Below are 17,910 nucleotides of genomic sequence, written 5' to 3'. Positions count from 1 at the left end.
TGGAGGTCACCCGCCCGGCCGTGACCGGCGCCGACGGGGAGTCCGGGCGCGCCGGCCGGCCGCCCGGCGGCGTGCCGAAGGGCGGCCGGCGATGACGGACAGCGGTACGAGGGGTTCCGGCGCACCCTTCGGGCGGGCACTGTGAGAGGGGGACGCAACGGCTCCCCGCACGCTTCCGCACGGTTCTGCCCAGGCGGTGACTCGCACATGGCATTCGGTAGCGCCACGCCCCCGTACGAGCTGCGGTTCGATGCCGGGCGGGTGTGCCTGGACCTGCTCGCCACCGCGCACCCGGGCGAACGCCTGGACGGGGTCGGGGCGTTGCGCGCGTGGATCGGGGGTGCCGGGCTGGTGCCGGCCGGTACGTCGCTGGCACACGCCGACGGCTCCTGGCTGGTGGGCTTCCGGGAACTGCGGGGAAGCGTCGACCTGTTGGTGCGGTGCATGCGGGGCGCGCAGCCACCGGCGTACGGGCGGGCCCTCGGCCGGGTCAACGAGGCCGCCCGGTCCGCGCCCCCGGTCCCGCTCGCCGTACGCGGGCCGGACGGCGGCCTGGTGAGGGAGTTGGCGGCGCCGCCCGCCTGCGCCGCGCTGCTCGCCGTCGTCGCCCGGGACGCGGTGGAGCTGCTCACCGATCCCGTCGCGCGGGCCGCGGTGCGGGAGTGCGAGGGGGACAACTGCCCCCTCGTCTACGTCGACACGTCCCGTGGGCGGCGCCGGCGCTGGTGTTCCAGCGAGGTGTGCGGCAACCGGGAGAGGGTCGCCCGGCACCGGCGGCGGGCCGCACTCGCACGCGCCTGAGGCTGCCGAGACCCCTGAGACCGAAGTGATTTCGGTAACACGGAGTTTCGTTGCCCTCTACACGGGTATCGTCCGGCACTCCCGGCGATGTGTCGGAAATGTAAAGATCACCTGGTGGGAATGTGCGCGCATGTCCCGCTCGTCACGTCACCCCGGAGAAATCTGTCACTCCGTTTTGAACATTGTGTGGCCTCGGTCCGTACGGGTGGGCGAGCGACCGACTGGGGGAACCCCCGGACACCGGAGGTGGGCGTGCGCAAGGATGCGGCCGTGGCCAATGAACGTGGAATGAGGGCCCGACATCGCATGTCCTCACAGCCCTCGGAGCCGGATGAGGAGCTGATGCGTGCGCTGTATCGAGAGCACGCCGGACCTCTGCTCGCGTATGTCCTGCGACTGGTCGCCGGTGATCGGCAGCGCGCCGAGGACGTCGTGCAGGAAACACTCATCCGTGCCTGGAAGAACGCCGGTCAGCTCAATCGGGCGACCGGTTCGGTACGCCCCTGGCTGGTGACGGTCGCACGCCGCATCGTCATCGACGGCCACCGCAGCCGGCAGGCCCGGCCGCAGGAGGTCGATCCGTCGCCGCTGGAGGTCATCCCCGCGGAGGACGAGATCGACAAGGCGCTGTGGCTGATGACGCTGTCGGATGCGCTCGACGACCTGACCCCGGCCCACCGGGAGGTGCTCGTCGAGACGTACTTCAAAGGGCGTACCGTCAATGAGGCGGCCGAAACGCTGGGCATACCAAGCGGAACCGTCCGTTCCCGGGTGTTCTACGCCCTGCGGTCGATGAAGCTGGCACTGGAGGAGCGGGGGGTGACGGCGTGATGAGCAACGGGTACGGGGGAATGCAGGGATTCGGACCGGGTGGTCCGGGTATGTCTGGGCCCATGAACCCCAGTCAGGGATCTTCGGTGCCGAGTGAACACGAGACCGTCGGCGCCTATGCCCTCGGGATTCTCGACGACGCCGAGGCAACCGCTTTCGAGGCGCATCTCGCCGGCTGCGAATGGTGCGCCCAGCAACTGGACGAGCTGGCCGGAATGGAGCCGATGCTCGCCGCCCTCGCGGACCTGCCGGGCTCCGGCAGCACACCCGCGATCGGCGACTCGCTGTCCGCGAGGCCCAGCCCGCGGCTGGTGGAGAAGCTGGTCGACGACGTCGCCGAGAAGCGCGCCCAGAAGCGCCGGCGCAGCTTCTACATGATCGCGGCTGCCGCCGCGCTGATCATCGCCGGCCCGCTGGCCGCGGTGGCGATCGGCGGCGGATCCGACGACGGCGGCCAGGTCGCGGCGACGCCGGCCCAGGCGACCTTCAGCACCATGTCCGACAAGAAGTCCGCCACGGACGCGTCGACCCACGTCAGCGCGACCGTCGCCATGGCGGAGAAGGACTGGGGCACCCAGGCGGTGCTGGAGCTGAAGAACGTCAAGGGCCCGCTGAAGTGCTCCCTGGTGCTCGTCGCCAAGAACGGGCAGCGCGTGACCATGTCGTCCTGGTCGGTGCCGAACTGGGGTTACGGCCTCCCGGACGCCAAGACCGAGGACGCGAAGAAACCGCTTTACATCGGTGGGGCGGCAGCCTTCCAGCCGAACGAGATCGACCATTTCGAGGTGGTGACGTTCGAGGGCAAGAAGCTGGTGCAGGTGGACGCGTAGCGGACGCCGTTCTCCGGGGGCCGTGCCCCCGGGACCCCGCGAATTCAGGGCGGGTGCCGTTTCGTCGTAGGGCGCGGGCCCGCAGGGGTCGCTCGCACGGTCTCCCGCGCCTTTTCGTCACGGACTGCCCGCCCGCCGGGCGCCGCGGCCCCTTGCCGTAGCCTCCCGGGCCCCCTTCGCGTACGGTTGACGGCTGCCCAGCACGTCAGAAGGGGGCCCGGTGGCCGCTCAGGTTCAGCAGTCCGCGGTCGGCTCGGTACACGACGCACAGGATTCCGTCCGTGACCGAGAGATCAGCGTCGAACAGGAACACCTGGACCGGGTGTACCGGCGGCTGGAGGAGAAGATCCACGAGGCCGAGTTCCTCATGCACGACGCGGCCCAGCGCGGCCAGGTCGGCACCCCGGGCGCGCTGGCCGAGCGGGACGCACAGGTCTTCCGGGCCGGCATCCACCTGAACCGGCTGAACAACGAATTCGAGGACTTCCTCTTCGGCCGCATCGACCTGCTGCTCGGCAAGGACGGGAAGAAGGGGCCCGACGGGGCGTACACGGCGGTGGAGCCCGCCGAGGGCGCCGTGCGGGACGACAACACCGCCGACATCGCCGAGACCCTGCACATCGGCCGCATCGGCGTCCTCGACCAGGACTACTCCCCGCTGGTCATCGACTGGCGCGCGCCCGCCGCCGCGCCCTTCTACCGGGCCACGCCCGTGGCGCCCGGCCGGGTGGTGCGACGCCGGGTCATCCGGTCCAAGGGGCGCCGGGTGCTCGGCGTCGAGGACGACCTGATGCGGCCCGAGCTGACGGCCTCCCTCGACGGCCGCGCACTGCCCGTCATCGGCGACGGCGCCCTGATGGCCGCCCTCGGCCAGGCCCGCGGCCACACCATGCGGGACATCGTCTCCTCCATCCAGGCCGAGCAGGACCTGGTCATCCGCGCCCCCGCCGCCTCCGTCACCTACGTGGAGGGCGGCCCGGGCACCGGCAAGACCGCCGTCGCCCTGCACCGCGCGGCCTACCTGCTCTACCAGGACCGCAGACGCTACGCGGGCGGCATCCTGATCGTCTCCCCGACGCCGCTGCTCGTCGCCTACACCGAGGGCGTGCTGCCCTCGCTCGGCGAGGAGGGCCAGGTCGCGATCCGCGCGATCGGCTCACTGGTCGACGGCGCGGAGGCCGGCCTGTACGACTCCCCGGCCGTGGCCCGTGCCAAGGGCTCGTACCGGATGCTGAAGGTGCTGCGGAAGGCCGCCCGGGGCGTCCTGGAGCTGGGGCCGGCCGCCCCCGCCGGGCAGCTCGCCCTGGACGAGGACGGCGCACGGCCGGCCTTCGACGGCCCGCCCTCCCGCCTGCGGGTCGTCGCCTTCGGGCGCCGCCTCGAACTGGAGGCCGACGAGCTGGAACGTATCCGCCGTACCGCCCTCGGCGGCACCGCGCCGGTGAACCTGCTCCGCCCGCGCGCCCGCAAGCTGCTGCTGGACGCCCTGTGGGCCAAGTCCGGCGGCGCCACCCGGCACACCGACCCGGAGCTGGCCGCCGAGCTGCGCTCGTCCTTCGACGAGGACGTCACCGGCGAGGACGCCTTCATCGGCTTCCTCGACGCCTGGTGGCCCGAGCTGACCCCGAAGGACGTGCTCACGGCCATGGCGGACGAGAGACGGCTGGGCCGCTGGGCCCGGCGGATCCTCAACCCCGGCGAGGTCCGCAAGGTCGCCCGCTCACTGAAGCGGGACGGCCACTCGGTGCACGACATCGCCATGCTCGACGAACTCCAGGCGATCCTCGGAGTCCCGTCCCGGCCGCGGAAGAAGCGCGAGTTCGACCCGCTGGACCAGCTCACCGGCCTGGAGGAGCTGATGCCGGTGCGCGAGGAGTCGCAGCGGGAGCGGGCCGAGCGGCTGGCCCAGGAGCGCACCGAGTACGCCCACGTCATCGTGGACGAGGCGCAGGACCTCACGCCGATGCAGTGGCGCATGGTCGGCCGCCGCGGCCGGCACGCCACCTGGACGGTCGTCGGCGACCCGGCGCAGTCCTCCTGGTCCGACCCGGACGAGGCGGCCGAGGCCCGCGACGAGGCCCTCGGCACCCGGCCCCGGCGCCGCTTCCAGCTCACCGTGAACTACCGCAACCCGGCCGAGATCGCCGAGCTGGCCGCGAAGGTGCTAGCGCTCGCCATGCCCGGCTCCGAGGCCCCGTCCGCCGTGCGGTCCACCGGGGTGGAGCCGCGCTTCGCGGTCGCCGGGGGCTCGCTGGAGGCGGCCGTGCGGGCGGAGGCCGAGCGGCTCCTCGGGCTGGTCGACGGCACCGTCGGCGTGGTGGTCGCGATGAACCGGCGCGAGGAGGCCAGGCGCTGGCTGGCCGGACTCGGCGACCGGGTCGTCGCGCTCGGCAGCCTGGAGGCCAAGGGCCTGGAGTACGACGCGACGGTCGTCGTCTCGCCCGCGGAGATCGCCGACGAGTCCCCGGCCGGGCTGCGGGTGCTGTACGTGGCGCTGACCAGGGCCACCCAGCAGCTCACGGTGGTGTCGGGGGAGCGGGACGAGCCGGACGCCGCGGGGGTCCCGGACCTCCTGCGGGATTAGCGGCCGATGAACTTCCGGCGCGGGAATGGCCGTGCGGGATCCGTTTGTTAGCCTTGACGTGGCACCGGCCCGATCCAAGCCCCCGGGCCCAACCTTCGTCCCTCAGAGGGACCACTTGCCGCGAGGCGAGCATGGCGGGTCGGTGTCATGAACGTGTGGGAGGCCCACGTCACGGATGTGACGTGGGCCTCCTTCTTTGCCCCCGCGTCCCCTTTCCCTGGCTGATCGTTTCTCGTATGGTGGAAGTGGTTTTCCGAAACTAACAACCCGGCAGAGAACCTCGCGTGAACAAAACGTCCGTAACCCAGGGCGACTACCACGTACTCGGCGGTAGGTGCGACGATCGGACGGCACAACTCGCGACACGGTGAAAGCAGAGGAAGTCGGCCATGGCAACGGCGCCCAGCGTCTCCTACTCGATGACGATCCGGCTGGAGGTGCCCGCGAGCGGAACCGCCGTATCGCAGCTCACCACCGCCGTGGAGTCCTCCGGAGGCTCGGTGACCGGCCTCGACGTCACCGCGTCCGGGCACGAGAAGCTCCGCATCGACGTCACCATCGCGGCCTCCTCCACCGCGCACGCCGACGAGATCGTCGAGAAGCTGCGCGGCATCGAGGGCGTCACCCTGGGCAAGGTCTCCGACCGTACGTTCCTGATGCACCTCGGCGGCAAGATCGAGATGGCGTCGAAGCACCCCATCCGCAACCGTGACGACCTCTCCATGGTCTACACGCCGGGTGTGGCCCGCGTCTGCATGGCCATCGCCCAGAACCCCGAGGACGCCCGCCGCCTCACCATCAAGCGCAATTCCGTTGCGGTCGTGACGGACGGCTCCGCCGTGCTCGGCCTCGGCAACATCGGCCCCAAGGCCGCGCTGCCGGTCATGGAGGGCAAGGCGGCCCTCTTCAAGCGCTTCGCAGGCATCGACGCCTGGCCGATCTGCCTGGACACCCAGGACAGCGACGCCATCGTGGAGATCGTCAAGGCGATCGCCCCCGGGTTCGCCGGCATCAACCTCGAGGACATCTCCGCGCCGCGCTGCTTCGAGATCGAGGCCCGGCTGCGCGAGGCCCTCGACATCCCCGTCTTCCACGACGACCAGCACGGCACCGCCATCGTGGTGCTCGCCGCCCTGACCAACGCCCTGCGCGTCACGGACAAGGCGATCGAGAACATCCGGGTCGTCATGTCCGGCGCCGGCGCGGCCGGTACGGCCATCCTCAAGCTGCTGCTCGCGGCCGGCGTGAAGAGCGCAGTGGTCGCCGACATCCATGGTGTCGTCCACGCCGGCCGCGAGGACCTGGTGGACGCCCCGGCCGACTCGCCGCTGCGCTGGATCGCCGACAACACCAACCACGAGGGCCTCACCGGCACCCTGAAGGAGGCCGTGCGCGGCGCCGACGTGTTCATCGGCGTCTCCGCCCCGAACGTCCTGGACGGCGACGACGTGGCCGCCATGGCCGACGGCGCCATCGTGTTCGCGCTCGCGAATCCGGACCCCGAGGTCGAACCGGCGGTCGCCCGGCAGACGGCGGCCGTCGTGGCCACCGGCCGCTCCGACTTCCCGAACCAGATCAACAACGTGCTGGTCTTCCCGGGTGTCTTCCGCGGTCTGCTGGACGCCCAGTCCCGGACGGTGAACACCGAGATGATGCTCGCCGCCGCGAAGGCCCTCGCCGACGTGGTGACCGAGGACGAGCTGAACCCGAACTACATCATCCCGAGCGTCTTCAACGACAAGGTCGCGGGCGCCGTGGCCGGGGCGGTCCGCGAGGCCGCCAAGGCGGCCGGCGCGACGGCCTGACCGCGACGTGCCGTACTGTGCAGGGGGCTGTGAGCATCACCACGGCAGCCCCTCGCACCGGCGCGTCGCGGAACCACCGGATGCCGGGCGCCCTCTAGGGTGACGGCCGAGCGGGCGCTTTTCGTGTGACTCCCCAGGGTGTTCTCACGACTCCTACGGGTGCCGGATTGGCTTTCCCGCCGCAGGTAGGGGCAGGATGCGTCCCTGGGCGCGAGCGCATCGGCATCGCAGTGCCTCGGGCGGCTCCGCCGCGTGGCACATCCCAACGGCAAGAAAAACACGGGAGTAACAACATGAACCGCAGTGAGCTGGTGGCCGCGCTGGCCGACCGCGCCGAGGTGACCCGCAAGGACGCCGACGCCGTGCTGGCCGCGTTCGCCGAGACCGTCGGCGAGATCGTCGCCAAGGGCGACGAGAAGGTCACCATCCCCGGCTTCCTGACCTTCGAGCGCACCCACCGTGCCGCTCGCACCGCGCGCAACCCGCAGACCGGCGAGCCCATCAACATCCCGGCCGGCTTCAGCGTGAAGGTCACCGCGGGCAGCAAGCTCAAGGAAGCCGCCAAGGGCAAGTAAACGCTCCGCTTCGAGCGCCGGCCCGCTGAAGCGCCGTTCGATCGGAGCGCGGTGGGTGACTGCGGGTCCGTTGCGGCTGATCGCGCAGTTCCCCGCGCCCCTTCGGGGCGCCTCAGCCGAGGACACCGCAAAGGGCGGCCCCCCTTCCGCCGAAGGGGGGCCGCCCTTTGGTGTTCCGCTAGCCGAGCGCCTTGCCCGGCAGCTCGACCTTCGCGCCCAGCTCCATGAGCTTCTCCATGAAGTTCTCGTAGCCGCGGTTGATGAGGTCGATGCCGTGGACGCGGGACGTGCCCTCGGCCGCCAGCGCCGCGATCAGGTACGAGAAGCCGCCGCGCAGGTCGGGGATGACCAGGTCGGAGCCCTGGAGCCGGGTCGGTCCGGAGACGACCGCGGAGTGCAGGAAGTTGCGCTGGCCGAAGCGGCAGTCGGAGCCGCCGAGGCACTCGCGGTACAGCTGGATGTGGGCGCCCATCTGGTTCAGGGCGGAGGTGAAGCCCAGCCGGGACTCGTACACCGTCTCGTGGATGATGGACAGGCCCGTGGCCTGGGTCAGGGCCACCACCAGCGGCTGCTGCCAGTCGGTCTGGAAGCCGGGGTGCACGTCCGTCTCCAGCGCGATGGACTTCAGCTGGCCGCCCGGGTGCCAGAAGCGGATGCCCTCGTCGTCGATCTCGAAGGCACCGCCCACCTTCCGGTAGGTGTTCAGGAACGTCATCATCGAGCGCTGCTGCGCGCCCCGGACGTAGATGTTGCCGTTGGTCGCGAGAGCCGCCGACGCCCAGGACGCGGCCTCCAGCCGGTCCGACAGGGCGCGGTGGGTGTAACCGCCGAGCTTGTCCACACCGGTGATGCGGATGGTGCGGTCGGTGTCCATCGCGATGATCGCGCCCATCTTCTGCAGCACGCAGATGAGGTCCTCGATCTCCGGCTCGACGGCCGCGTTGGACAGCTCCGTCACGCCCTCGGCGAGGACGGCCGTCAGCAGCACCTGCTCGGTCGCGCCGACGGACGGGTACGGCAGCCGGATCTTCGTGCCGCGCAGCCGCTGCGGGGCCTCCAGGTACTGCCCGTCCGCGCGCTTCTCGATCGTCGCGCCGAACTGCCGCAGCACGTCGAAGTGGAAGTCGATGGGCCGGCCGCCGATGTCGCAGCCGCCGAGGCCCGGGATGAACGCGTGACCGAGGCGGTGCAGCAGGGGGCCGCAGAAGAGGATCGGGATGCGGCTGGAACCGGCGTGGGCATCGATGTCGGCGACGTTGGCGCTCTCGACGCGCGTCGGGTCCATCACCAGTTCGCCGGGCTCGTCACCCGGACGGACCGTCACCCCGTGCAGCTGGAGCAGGCCGCGGACGACCCGCACGTCACGGATGTCCGGAACATTGCGCAGTCGGCTCGGTTCGCTGCCCAGCAGGGCGGCGACCATGGCCTTCGGTACGAGGTTCTTCGCACCGCGGACACGGATCTCGCCCTCCAGCGGGGTTCCGCCGTGGACAAGCAGGACATCGTCGTTGACGGTCATGAATCTCGCGTTCCGATGAGTTGGTCAGGGTCCGGCCGATCACTGTGCGCAGGGGCCGGGAAGACAGGGTAATCGTCTATTACCCCCCTCCCGTAAGCCCAAGGGCCGCCCAGTCGCGTCATAGCTGTGTCACAACACGAACCGTTCCCTATCGGGCACAAGGGGTCACCGGACGGGAGGGTGTGCGCCCGCCCCGCTTCGATGCGCTCTGAGCTGCGTTCACTCCCGCACCCGCGATTGGGTCCCCACGCCGGGGGAAGATGCGGGATCATGTCTGGCATGACCGAGGTGTCCTCGCTCACAGGGCGGCTGCTCGTGGCCACCCCCGCCCTGGCGGACCCGAACTTCGACCGTGCGGTCGTGCTCCTCCTCGACCACGACGAGGAGGGCTCCCTCGGTGTCGTCCTCAACCGTCCCACCCCGGTGGTCGTCGGCGACATCCTGGAGGACTGGGCCGACCTCGCCGGCGAGCCCGGCGTGGTCTTCCAGGGCGGCCCCGTGTCGCTGGACTCGGCGCTGGGCGTGGCGGTCATCCCGGGCGGCGCGAACGGCGACCGTGCCCCGCTCGGGTGGCGGCGGGTGTACGGCGCGATCGGCCTGGTCGACCTGGAGGCCCCGCCGGAACTGCTGGCGGCGGCGGTGGGCAGTCTGCGGATCTTCGCCGGCTACGCCGGCTGGGGCCCCGGCCAGCTGGAGGAGGAGCTGGTCGAAGGAGCCTGGTACGTCGTCGAGTCCGAGCCCGGCGACGTGTCCTCGCCGGCCCCCGAGAGACTGTGGCGCGAGGTGCTGCGGCGCCAGCGCGGTGAGCTGGCGATGGTCGCCACGTATCCGGACGACCCTTCGCTCAACTGATGCCTGTGAGCTTCAGTACCCTGGCTGTTATGAGCACTCTCGAGCCCGAGCGCGGGACTGGTACGGGGACCCTCGTAGAGCCGACGCCACAGGTGTCCCACGGCGACGGCGACCACGAGCGCTACGCCCACTACGTCCAGAAGGACAAGATCATGGCGAGCGCCCTCGACGGCACCCCCGTCGTGGCGCTGTGCGGCAAGGTCTGGGTGCCGGGCCGCGACCCGAAGAAGTACCCCGTCTGCCCGATGTGCAAGGAGATCTACGAGTCCATGGGCAGCGGCGGCGACGACAAGGGCAAGGGCAAGGGCGGCGACAAGTAGGTCCCGGCCCGTCCGGTGGCGGTGAGGTCCCCGGGACGCGCGGCGAGCGCGTCCCGGGGACCTCCGCGTTCTCGGACCGCCAACTGGTCCAGACCTCTTGTGGGGCTCCGGCGTACTCCCTAGCCTTCGAGGCGTCGTCGCATCCGTTGTGCATGAAGCAAAGGTCGTTGCGCGATGCGCAACGCATCGCGCGGGGAGGGCTGAGGCCATGGAACTGATCCCGGCGCCGCGCGCCGTCGAGGGGCCGGCGCGGAGCACCGTGCCGCTCGGCCGTGACACCACGCTCTGGGCCGCCCCGGGGACGGAGCGCACCGAACGCTGGCTGCGCGCCACGCTCGGCACCGCCCTGGGCCTGCCGCTGCGCCCCGGACCGCGGGACGCCCGCGACGGTGTGCGGCTGCTGCTGGACGGCGCCTTGGAGCCGGAGGCGTACCGCCTCGGCGCCGTCGCCGGTGGGGGTGTGGAGATCCGCGGCGGCGGACCCGCCGGCGTGTTCTGGGGCGCGCAGACCTTGCGCCAGCTGCTCGGCCCCGACGCCTTCCGGCGCGCCCCCGTACGGCCGGACGCCCGCCTCGGCATCCCGGACCAGGTCATCGAGGACGCCCCGCGGTTCCGCTGGCGCGGCCTCCTCCTCGACGTCGCCCGGCACTTCATGCCCAAGGGGGGCGTGCTGCGCTATCTCGACCTGATGGCCGCGCACAAACTCAACGTCCTGCATCTGCACCTGACGGACGACCAGGGCTGGCGGATCGAGATCAAGCGCTATCCGAAACTGACCGAGATCGCCTCCTGGCGCTCACGGACCAGATTCGGCCACCGGGCCTCGCCGCTCTGGGACGAGAAACCCCACGGGGGTTACTACACCCAGGACGACATCCGGGAGATCGTCGCCTACGCCGCCGAACGGCACATCGCCGTCGTCCCCGAGATCGACGTACCGGGCCACTCGCAGGCCGCCATCGCCGCGTACCCGGAACTCGGCAACACCGACGTCGTCGACACCGCCGCCCTGTCCGTCTGGGACGACTGGGGCATCTCCGCCAACGTGCTGGCTCCCACCGACGCCACCCTGCGGTTCTACGAGGGGGTGTTCGAGGAGGTCCTGGAGCTTTTCCCCGCGGACGCGGCCGAGTTCTCGGAGTTCGTCCACGTCGGCGGCGACGAGTGCCGCAAGGAGCAGTGGACCGACTCCGTGACCGCAAAGACGCGGATCGCGGACCTCGGCCTCACCGACGAGGACGCGCTCCAGTCCTGGTTCATCGGGCACTTCGACACCTGGCTCGCCGCCCGCGGGCGGCGCCTGATCGGCTGGGACGAGATCCTGGAGGGCGGGCTCGCCCCCGGCGCGGCCGTCTCCTCCTGGCGCGGCTACGGGGGCGGTGTCGCCGCCGCGCGGGCCGGCCACGACGTGGTCATGTGCCCCGAGCAGTACGTGTACCTGGACCACCGTCAGGCCCCGGGCGAGGACGAGCCCGTACCGATCGGCTTCGTCCGCACCCTGGAGGACGTCTACCGGTTCGAGCCGGTGCCCGCCGGGCTCACCGGCCAGGAGGCCCGGCGGGTGCTGGGCACCCAGGCCAACGTGTGGACCGAGGTGATGGAGGACTCCGCACGCGTGGACTACCAGGCCTTCCCCCGCCTCGCGGCCTTCGCCGAGGTCGCCTGGAGCCCGCTGCCCGCCCCGGCGGACCGGGACTTCGTCGGCTTCGAACGCCGGATGTCCGCCCACTACCGGCGACTTGACGCCCTCGGCGTCGCCTACCGGCCGCCCACCGGGCCCCGCCCGTGGCAGAAGCGTCCCGGCGTGCCCGGGCGTCCGATCGAGGGGCCGCCCCCGAACCGGTAGCGGCGCGGGCCGCCCCCGAACAGGTAACGGAAAAATACCGACAGGATCACCGAAGAGTGGCAATCCGCGTGTACCGGTGATGCCGTGCGAAAACGGACCATCTCCCTGCTGAGGTGGGCGAATGCCTCCTAGCGGACCCCCGCGTTCGGGCCTTGCGAAGATGTGCCAGAGTTGCGTCGTCCGCCCTGTCAGCACGTACCGTACGGCAACACAGGCGGGACCAGGTGGGGCAGCGGGAAGGGGCAGCCGGTTTGACCACGCACGCACCGCAGGCGGCGCAGGCCGTCACGCTGCCCACGACGCTGGACGAGGCCGTGGCGGCCCTCGCCGCCATGCCCACCGCCGTCCCCGTCGCGGGCGGCACCGACCTCATGGCAGCCGTCAACTCCGGTCAGCTCAGGCCCGCCGCGCTGGTGGGACTCGGCCGGATCAGCGAGATCCGCGGCTGGCAGTACCAGGACGGCCACGCGCTGCTCGGCGCGGGCCTCACGCACGCGCGGATGGGCCGCCCCGACTTCGCGGCCCTGATCCCGGCGCTCGCCGCCGCCGCGCGCGCCGCGGGCCCGCCGCACATCCGCAACGCGGGCACCCTGGGCGGCAACATCGCAACGGCCGCCCCCACCGGGGACGCGCTGCCGGTGCTCGCCGCCCTGGAGGCGACGCTGATCATCGCGGGCCCGGGCGGAGCCCGCCGGGAGATCCCGGTGTCGCACCTGCTGGCCGGCGTGGAGATGCTGCGCGGCGGCGAACTCATCGGCTACGTGCGCGTGCCGCTGCTGCACGCCCCGCAGGTCTTCCTGAAGGCGACCGGACGCACCGGACCGGGCCGCGCGCTGGCCTCCGTGGCGCTCGTCCTCGACCCCGCCCGGCGCGGTGTGCGCTGTGCGGTCGGGGCCATAGCGCCGATGCCGCTCAGGCCCCTGGAGGCCGAGCAGTGGGTCGCGGGGCTGATCGACTGGGACAACGACCGCGCCCTCGTCCCGGAGGCCCTGCACGCCTTCGGCGAGTACGTCGCCGCGGCCTGCATCCCCGACCCGGCCCCCGAGCCCGACGGCTCGGTGACGCCGCTTCCGCCCGCCGTACTGCACCTGCGGCGCACTGTCGCCGCGCTGGCCCGACGAGCACTGGGGAGGGCGCTGTCGTGACCGACGACCAGCACGGAGAGGCCACGCCCCAGGGCGGCGGACGCTGGAACCCGCTGCCCCAGGGCGACTACGACGACGGCGCCACCGCCTTCGTCAAACTCCCCGAGGGCGGCATCGACGCCCTGCTGTCCGGCGACAGCCCGCTGGCCGCGCCCGGACACGGCTACGTGCCGCCGCGGATAGCGGCCGCGCACGCCGCCCCCGACGACTGGCCCGTGCCCGCCGCCACCGACGACTGGCCCGTGACCGAGGCCTCCGACGACTGGCCGGTGCCCGACGGCGGCGGCCGGTGGCCCGACGCGAACGCCGCGCCTGCCCAGCCGCAGGGCACGGACGACCGCTTCACGTACCAGCCCGCCGCCACCCAGCAGTGGGCCTTCGAGGAGCCCGCGGCGCCGGCCGCGCCGGGACATGACGTCACCGGCCAGTGGTCCATCCCCGTCGCCGGGGGTGATCTCCCGGACGAGTCGGGCGAGTACACCACGTCCTCGCTGGTCGAGCAGTGGGGCGGCACCCCGCCGGCCACGCTGCCCGGCGGCGCGCCGGCGCCCTGGGCGACGGACGGCGCCGGCCGCGCCTGGGGCCGGCCCCAGGCCGACCCGGCCACCCCGGACCACACGGCCCTGCCCGACCACACCGGCGCGCACCCGGCGGGCGGCGCGCCCGCACCGGAGGCGTACGCCCCGGAGGCCGGGTACGGCCACGGGGGCGGGTACGCGGGCGCCGGCCGGACGGAGGGCGGCCCCGGAGACGCGGACCGTGCCGAGGACGGTCACGCGGACGCACGTCACGCCGAGGGTGGTCACCCGGAGGCGGGTCACGCCGAGGACGGTCACCCGGACGCCGGTCACCTTCAGGGCGGCCACACCGAGGGCGGCCACGCCGACGCCGGGCGCGTCGCGGGCAACCACCCGGACGCGGGCCGCACCGAGGGCGCCCACGCGGAGGCGGGGCGCGGCGAGGGCGGCCACGCGGACACCGGCCACCACGAGCGCGGTTACCCGGCTGCCGGCCGCGCCCAGGCGGGTCACGCCGACTCCGGTCACGCCGACGCCGGTCACACCGACTCCGGTCACGCCGACGCCGGTCACACCGACACGCCCGGCGGCACGGGCACGTTCCCCGGCGCTTCGGCCACGCCCCCCGGCGGTACGGTCATGCCCGGCGCGCCCGGGGGACCGGTGCCGTCGGCGCAGGCGCAGGCGCAGGCGCAGTCGCAGTCGCAGGCCGGGTCCGGCGTGGCGGCGGAAGCGGATGCCCACGGCCTCGCCGAAGCCGCTGAACGCCCCGCTGACGCCCCCGCGGGCCACGAGCAGCCTGCCGGCCCGGCCACCGCGCCCCGGCCCGCCACAGCGGCCGCCACGGCCGACCCGGCGGCGACCGAGGCCCCCGTGACGGCGGGTCACCCGGCGACCGAGGCCGGCCCTGCGGCCACCGCCCGCCCCGACGACCCCGCCGGCACGCCCGGCCCCGGACCGGCCACCGCCCCGGCGGACCCGGCCGCCCCGCGGCCCGACGGCGACGCCGAGGCGGCCGCGCACCGGGACGGATCCGCCGTACCCAGGACCACCGGGACGTCGTCCGCGGCGCACCCCGCGGAGGGCGAGGCCGCCCCCGAGGACCCCGCGTCCGCCCGGGAGGCCGCCGCCCCCGAAGGCGCCGAGGACCCGGCCGCCGTACCGCTGCCGCCGCACGACGACCACCCCCTCGCCTCCTACGTGCTGCGCGTCAACGGCGCCGACCGCCCGGTCACCGACGCCTGGATCGGCGAGTCCCTGCTGTACGTGCTGCGCGAACGGCTCGGCCTCGCGGGCGCCAAGGACGGCTGCTCACAGGGCGAGTGCGGAGCCTGCAACGTGCAGGTCGACGGCCGCCTGGTCGCCTCCTGCCTGGTCCCCGCGGTCACCTCGGCCGGCAGCGAGGTGCGTACGGTCGAGGGGCTGGCGGCGGACGGACAGCCCTCCGACGTACAGCGCGCGCTCGCCCGCTGCGGTGCCGTGCAGTGCGGTTTCTGCGTGCCCGGCATGGCGATGACCGTCCACGACCTGCTGGAGGGCAACCCGGCCCCGACGGAGCTGGAGACCCGCCAGGCCCTGTGCGGCAACCTGTGCCGGTGCTCCGGCTACCGGGGCGTCCTGGAGGCCGTCAAGGAGGTCGTCGCCGAGCGCGAGGCGTCCCACGCCGGCCCTGAGACCGACGCGGACGAGGCACGCATCCCGCACCAGGCGGGCCCCGGCTCCGGCGGCGTCCACCCGTCGGCGTTCGACGCGCCCGGCGTGTTCGACACCCCCCAGACCGCCCCCGACGGCGGCTACGGGGACGCCCGGGGCGGCGCGTACGGCGACCCGCCGGACCCGTACGGCACGCCGCGGGGACCGCAGGACCAGCACTACGGCCAGGACGGAGGCCAGGCGTGAGCAACGAAGCCGGCATCGCGACCACCGCCGCGGAACCCGCCCCCGCGGCCGAGCCGCTGCCGCACGGCATCGGCGCCTCCCTGCCGCACGCCGACGCCCGCGCCAAGACCGAGGGCACCTTCCCGTACGCGGCCGACCTGTGGGCCGAGGGCCTGCTGTGGGCGGCCGTGCTGCGCTCCCCGCACGCGCACGCGCGCATCGTGTCCATCGACACCACCCACGCGCGCGAGATGCCCGGCGTCCGCGCCGTCGTCACCCACGCCGACGTGCCCGGCACGCCCCGCCACGGCCGGGGCACGCCCGACCGGCCGGTGTTCGCCTCCGAGGTCGTACGGCACCACGGCGAGCCCATCGCCGCAGTGGCCGCCGACCACCCCGACACGGCACGGATGGCCGCCGCCGCCGTCATCGTCGAGTACGAGGTGCTCGACCCCGTCACCGACCCGGAGCAGGCCTTCGAGGCCGAGCCGTTGCACCCCGACGGCAACCTGATCCGGCACATCCCGCTGCACCACGGCGACCCGGAGGCGGCCGGCGAGGTCGTCGTCGAGGGCCTGTACCGCATCGGCCGCCAGGACCCCGCCCCGATCGGCGCCGAGGCCGGCCTCGCCGTGCCGCGCCCCGACGGCGGGGTGGAGCTGTACCTGGCCTCCACCGACCCGCACACCGACCGCAACACGGCCGCCGCCTGCTACGGCCTGTCCCCCGATCGAGTGAAGATCGTCGTCACCGGGGTGCCCGGCGCCACGGCGGACCGCGAGGACCAGGGCTTCCAGCTCCCGCTCGGCCTGCTCGCGCTCAAAACCGGCTGCCCGGTGAAACTCACCGCCACGCGCGAGGAGTCCTTCCTCGGCCACGCCCACCGGCATCCGACGCTGCTGCGGTACCGCCACCACGCCGACGCCGAGGGCAAGCTGGTGAAGGTGGAGGCGCAGATCCTGCTGGACGCCGGCGCCTACGCCGACACCTCCTCCGACGCCCTGGCCGCCGCCGTCTCCTTCGCCTGCGGCCCGTACGTCGTCCCGAACGCGTTCATCGAGGGCTGGGCCGTCCGCACCAACAACCCGCCGTCCGGCCATGTGCGCGGCGAGGGCGCGATGCAGGTGTGCGCCGCCTACGAGGCGCAGATGGACAAGCTGGCGAAGAAACTGGGCCTGGACCCGGCCGAGGTGCGCCTGCGCAACGCCCTGGCGACGGGTGACGTCCTCCCGATCGGCCAGACGGTGACCTGCCCGGCGCCGGTCGCCGAACTCGTCCAGGCGGTGCGGGACTTCCCGCTGCCCGCCCTGCCGAAGGACACCCCCGAGGAGGAGTGGCTGCTGCCCGGCGGCCCCGAGGGCGCGGGCGAACCGGGCGCGGTGCGCCGGGGCGTCGGCTACGGCGTGGGCATGGTGCACATGCTCGGCGCGGAGGGCGCCGACGAGGTGTCGACGGCGACGGTCAAGGTCCACGACGGCGTCGCGACCGTGCTGTGCGCGGCCGTGGAGACCGGCCAGGGCTTCACCACGCTGGCCCGGCAGATCGTCCAGGAGACCCTCGGCATCGAGGAGGTCCACGTCGCGCCGGTCGACACCGACCAGCCGACGGCCGGCGCGGGCTGCCGGGGCCGGCACACCTGGGTGTCGGGCGGCGCGGTGGAGCGGGCGGCCAAGATGGTCCGCGCCCAGCTCCTCCAGCCGCTCGCCCACAAGTTCGGCATGTCGACGGAGCTGCTCCAGATCACCGACGGCAAGATCACCTCCTACGACGGTGTGCTGTCGACCACCGTCACGGAGGCGCTGGAGGGCAAGGAACTGTGGGCCACGGCCCAGTGCCGTCCGCACCCCACCGAGCCGCTGAACGCCTCCGGCCAGGGCGACGCCTTCGTGGGCATGGCGTTCTGCGCGATCCGCGCGGTGGTGGACGTCGACGTCGAGCTGGGCTCGGTCCGGGTGGTGGAGCTGGCGGTCGCCCAGGACGTCGGCCGGATCCTCAACCCGTCCCAGCTGGCCGCCCGGATCGAGGCGGGCGTCACCCAGGGCGTGGGCATCGCGCTCACCGAGAACCTCCGTACGCCCCGCGGCCTGATCCGCCACCCCGACCTGACGGGGTACGCCCTCCCGACCGCCCTGGACGCCCCCGACATCCGGATCGTGAAGCTGGTCGAAGAACGGGACGTGGTGGCCCCCTTCGGAGCCAAGTCGGTCAGCGCGGTCCCGGTGGTGACGGCACCGGCGGCGATCGCGTCCGCCGTCCGCGCGGCCACGGGCCGCCCGGTCAACCGCCTCCCGATCCGCCCGCAGGCTGCGGTGGTCGCGGACCGCTGAGCCCGGCGATCCGCGCGGACGCGCAACGGGCGCGGCCGGTCCGGCGTCCTGTCCTGTGCGGGCCGTTGTCAGTGGGGCG

The 17,910-nt window shown here is 73.1% G+C and carries 13 protein-coding genes; 12 read left to right on the top strand and 1 reads right to left on the bottom strand.

Features of this window, described 5'->3' with window-relative positions:
- The first annotated feature begins 207 nt into the window (after positions 1 to 207).
- From JK361_RS12250 to JK361_RS12225, 6 genes are all read left to right on the top strand, one after another.
- Positions 208 to 801 carry a CGNR zinc finger domain-containing protein gene (locus JK361_RS12250; RefSeq protein WP_201815863.1) on the top strand — a complete coding sequence of 198 codons (594 nt, stop codon included), beginning with the start codon at positions 208 to 210 and terminating at the stop codon, positions 799 to 801.
- Positions 802 to 1,047: 246 nt separating this feature from the next.
- The gene (locus JK361_RS12245; RefSeq protein ID WP_184958216.1) at positions 1,048 to 1,632 is read left to right on the top strand and encodes a sigma-70 family RNA polymerase sigma factor; all 585 of its coding nucleotides are present in this window, start codon (positions 1,048 to 1,050) and stop codon (positions 1,630 to 1,632) included.
- A 50-nt stretch (positions 1,633 to 1,682) separates the two neighbouring features.
- Positions 1,683 to 2,462 carry an anti-sigma factor family protein gene (locus JK361_RS12240; protein ID WP_307787246.1) on the top strand — a complete coding sequence of 260 codons (780 nt, stop codon included), beginning with the start codon at positions 1,683 to 1,685 and terminating at the stop codon, positions 2,460 to 2,462.
- A gap of 220 nt (positions 2,463 to 2,682) precedes the next feature.
- Complete coding sequence (locus JK361_RS12235) at positions 2,683 to 5,046, top strand: HelD family protein (protein ID WP_201815854.1); 2,364 nt, start codon at positions 2,683 to 2,685, stop codon at positions 5,044 to 5,046.
- A 389-nt stretch (positions 5,047 to 5,435) separates the two neighbouring features.
- Positions 5,436 to 6,851, top strand: coding sequence for an NAD-dependent malic enzyme (locus JK361_RS12230; protein ID WP_201815852.1), 1,416 nt, complete (start codon positions 5,436 to 5,438; stop codon positions 6,849 to 6,851).
- Positions 6,852 to 7,144: 293 nt separating this feature from the next.
- Positions 7,145 to 7,426, top strand: coding sequence for an HU family DNA-binding protein (locus tag JK361_RS12225; protein WP_014673024.1), 282 nt, complete (start codon positions 7,145 to 7,147; stop codon positions 7,424 to 7,426).
- A gap of 178 nt (positions 7,427 to 7,604) precedes the next feature.
- Here JK361_RS12225 and murA read toward each other — a convergent pair whose 3' ends face one another.
- Positions 7,605 to 8,945: a UDP-N-acetylglucosamine 1-carboxyvinyltransferase gene (gene murA / locus JK361_RS12220; RefSeq protein WP_201815851.1), complete on the bottom strand. Its 1,341-nt coding sequence runs from the start codon at positions 8,943 to 8,945 to the stop codon at positions 7,605 to 7,607.
- Between the two features lie 279 nt (positions 8,946 to 9,224).
- On the opposite strand from murA, the gene JK361_RS12215 reads away from it, so the two are divergent.
- The 6 genes from JK361_RS12215 to JK361_RS12190 all read left to right on the top strand — a co-directional run bounded on the left by JK361_RS12215 (position 9,225) and on the right by JK361_RS12190 (position 17,831).
- Positions 9,225 to 9,797 (top strand): YqgE/AlgH family protein, encoded by a 573-nt coding sequence (locus JK361_RS12215; RefSeq protein ID WP_201815849.1) that lies wholly within the window; start codon positions 9,225 to 9,227, stop codon positions 9,795 to 9,797.
- Positions 9,798 to 9,826: 29 nt separating this feature from the next.
- Entirely contained in the window at positions 9,827 to 10,117 is a 291-nt protein-coding gene (locus JK361_RS12210) for a DUF3039 domain-containing protein (protein WP_201815848.1), read from the top strand.
- 208 nt (positions 10,118 to 10,325) lie between these two features.
- Positions 10,326 to 11,963 (top strand): beta-N-acetylhexosaminidase, encoded by a 1,638-nt coding sequence (locus JK361_RS12205; RefSeq protein ID WP_201815847.1) that lies wholly within the window; start codon positions 10,326 to 10,328, stop codon positions 11,961 to 11,963.
- A gap of 251 nt (positions 11,964 to 12,214) precedes the next feature.
- Positions 12,215 to 13,108, top strand: coding sequence for an FAD binding domain-containing protein (locus JK361_RS12200; protein ID WP_201815846.1), 894 nt, complete (start codon positions 12,215 to 12,217; stop codon positions 13,106 to 13,108).
- On the top strand, positions 13,105 to 15,525 hold the full coding sequence (locus tag JK361_RS12195; RefSeq protein ID WP_201815845.1) for a 2Fe-2S iron-sulfur cluster-binding protein: 2,421 nt from the start codon (positions 13,105 to 13,107) through the stop codon (positions 15,523 to 15,525). The genes JK361_RS12200 and JK361_RS12195 overlap by 4 nt, the downstream gene beginning before the upstream one ends.
- Positions 15,522 to 17,831, top strand: a complete 2,310-nt coding sequence (locus tag JK361_RS12190) for a xanthine dehydrogenase family protein molybdopterin-binding subunit (protein WP_201815844.1) — start codon at positions 15,522 to 15,524, stop codon at positions 17,829 to 17,831. Before JK361_RS12195 ends, JK361_RS12190 begins: the two co-directional genes overlap by 4 nt.
- Positions 17,832 to 17,910 lie beyond the last annotated feature (79 nt).

Source organism: Streptomyces musisoli, assembly GCF_016741855.1.
GTDB lineage: Bacteria > Actinomycetota > Actinomycetes > Streptomycetales > Streptomycetaceae > Streptomyces > Streptomyces musisoli.
This window is presented reverse-complemented; position numbering and strand designations above follow the sequence as displayed.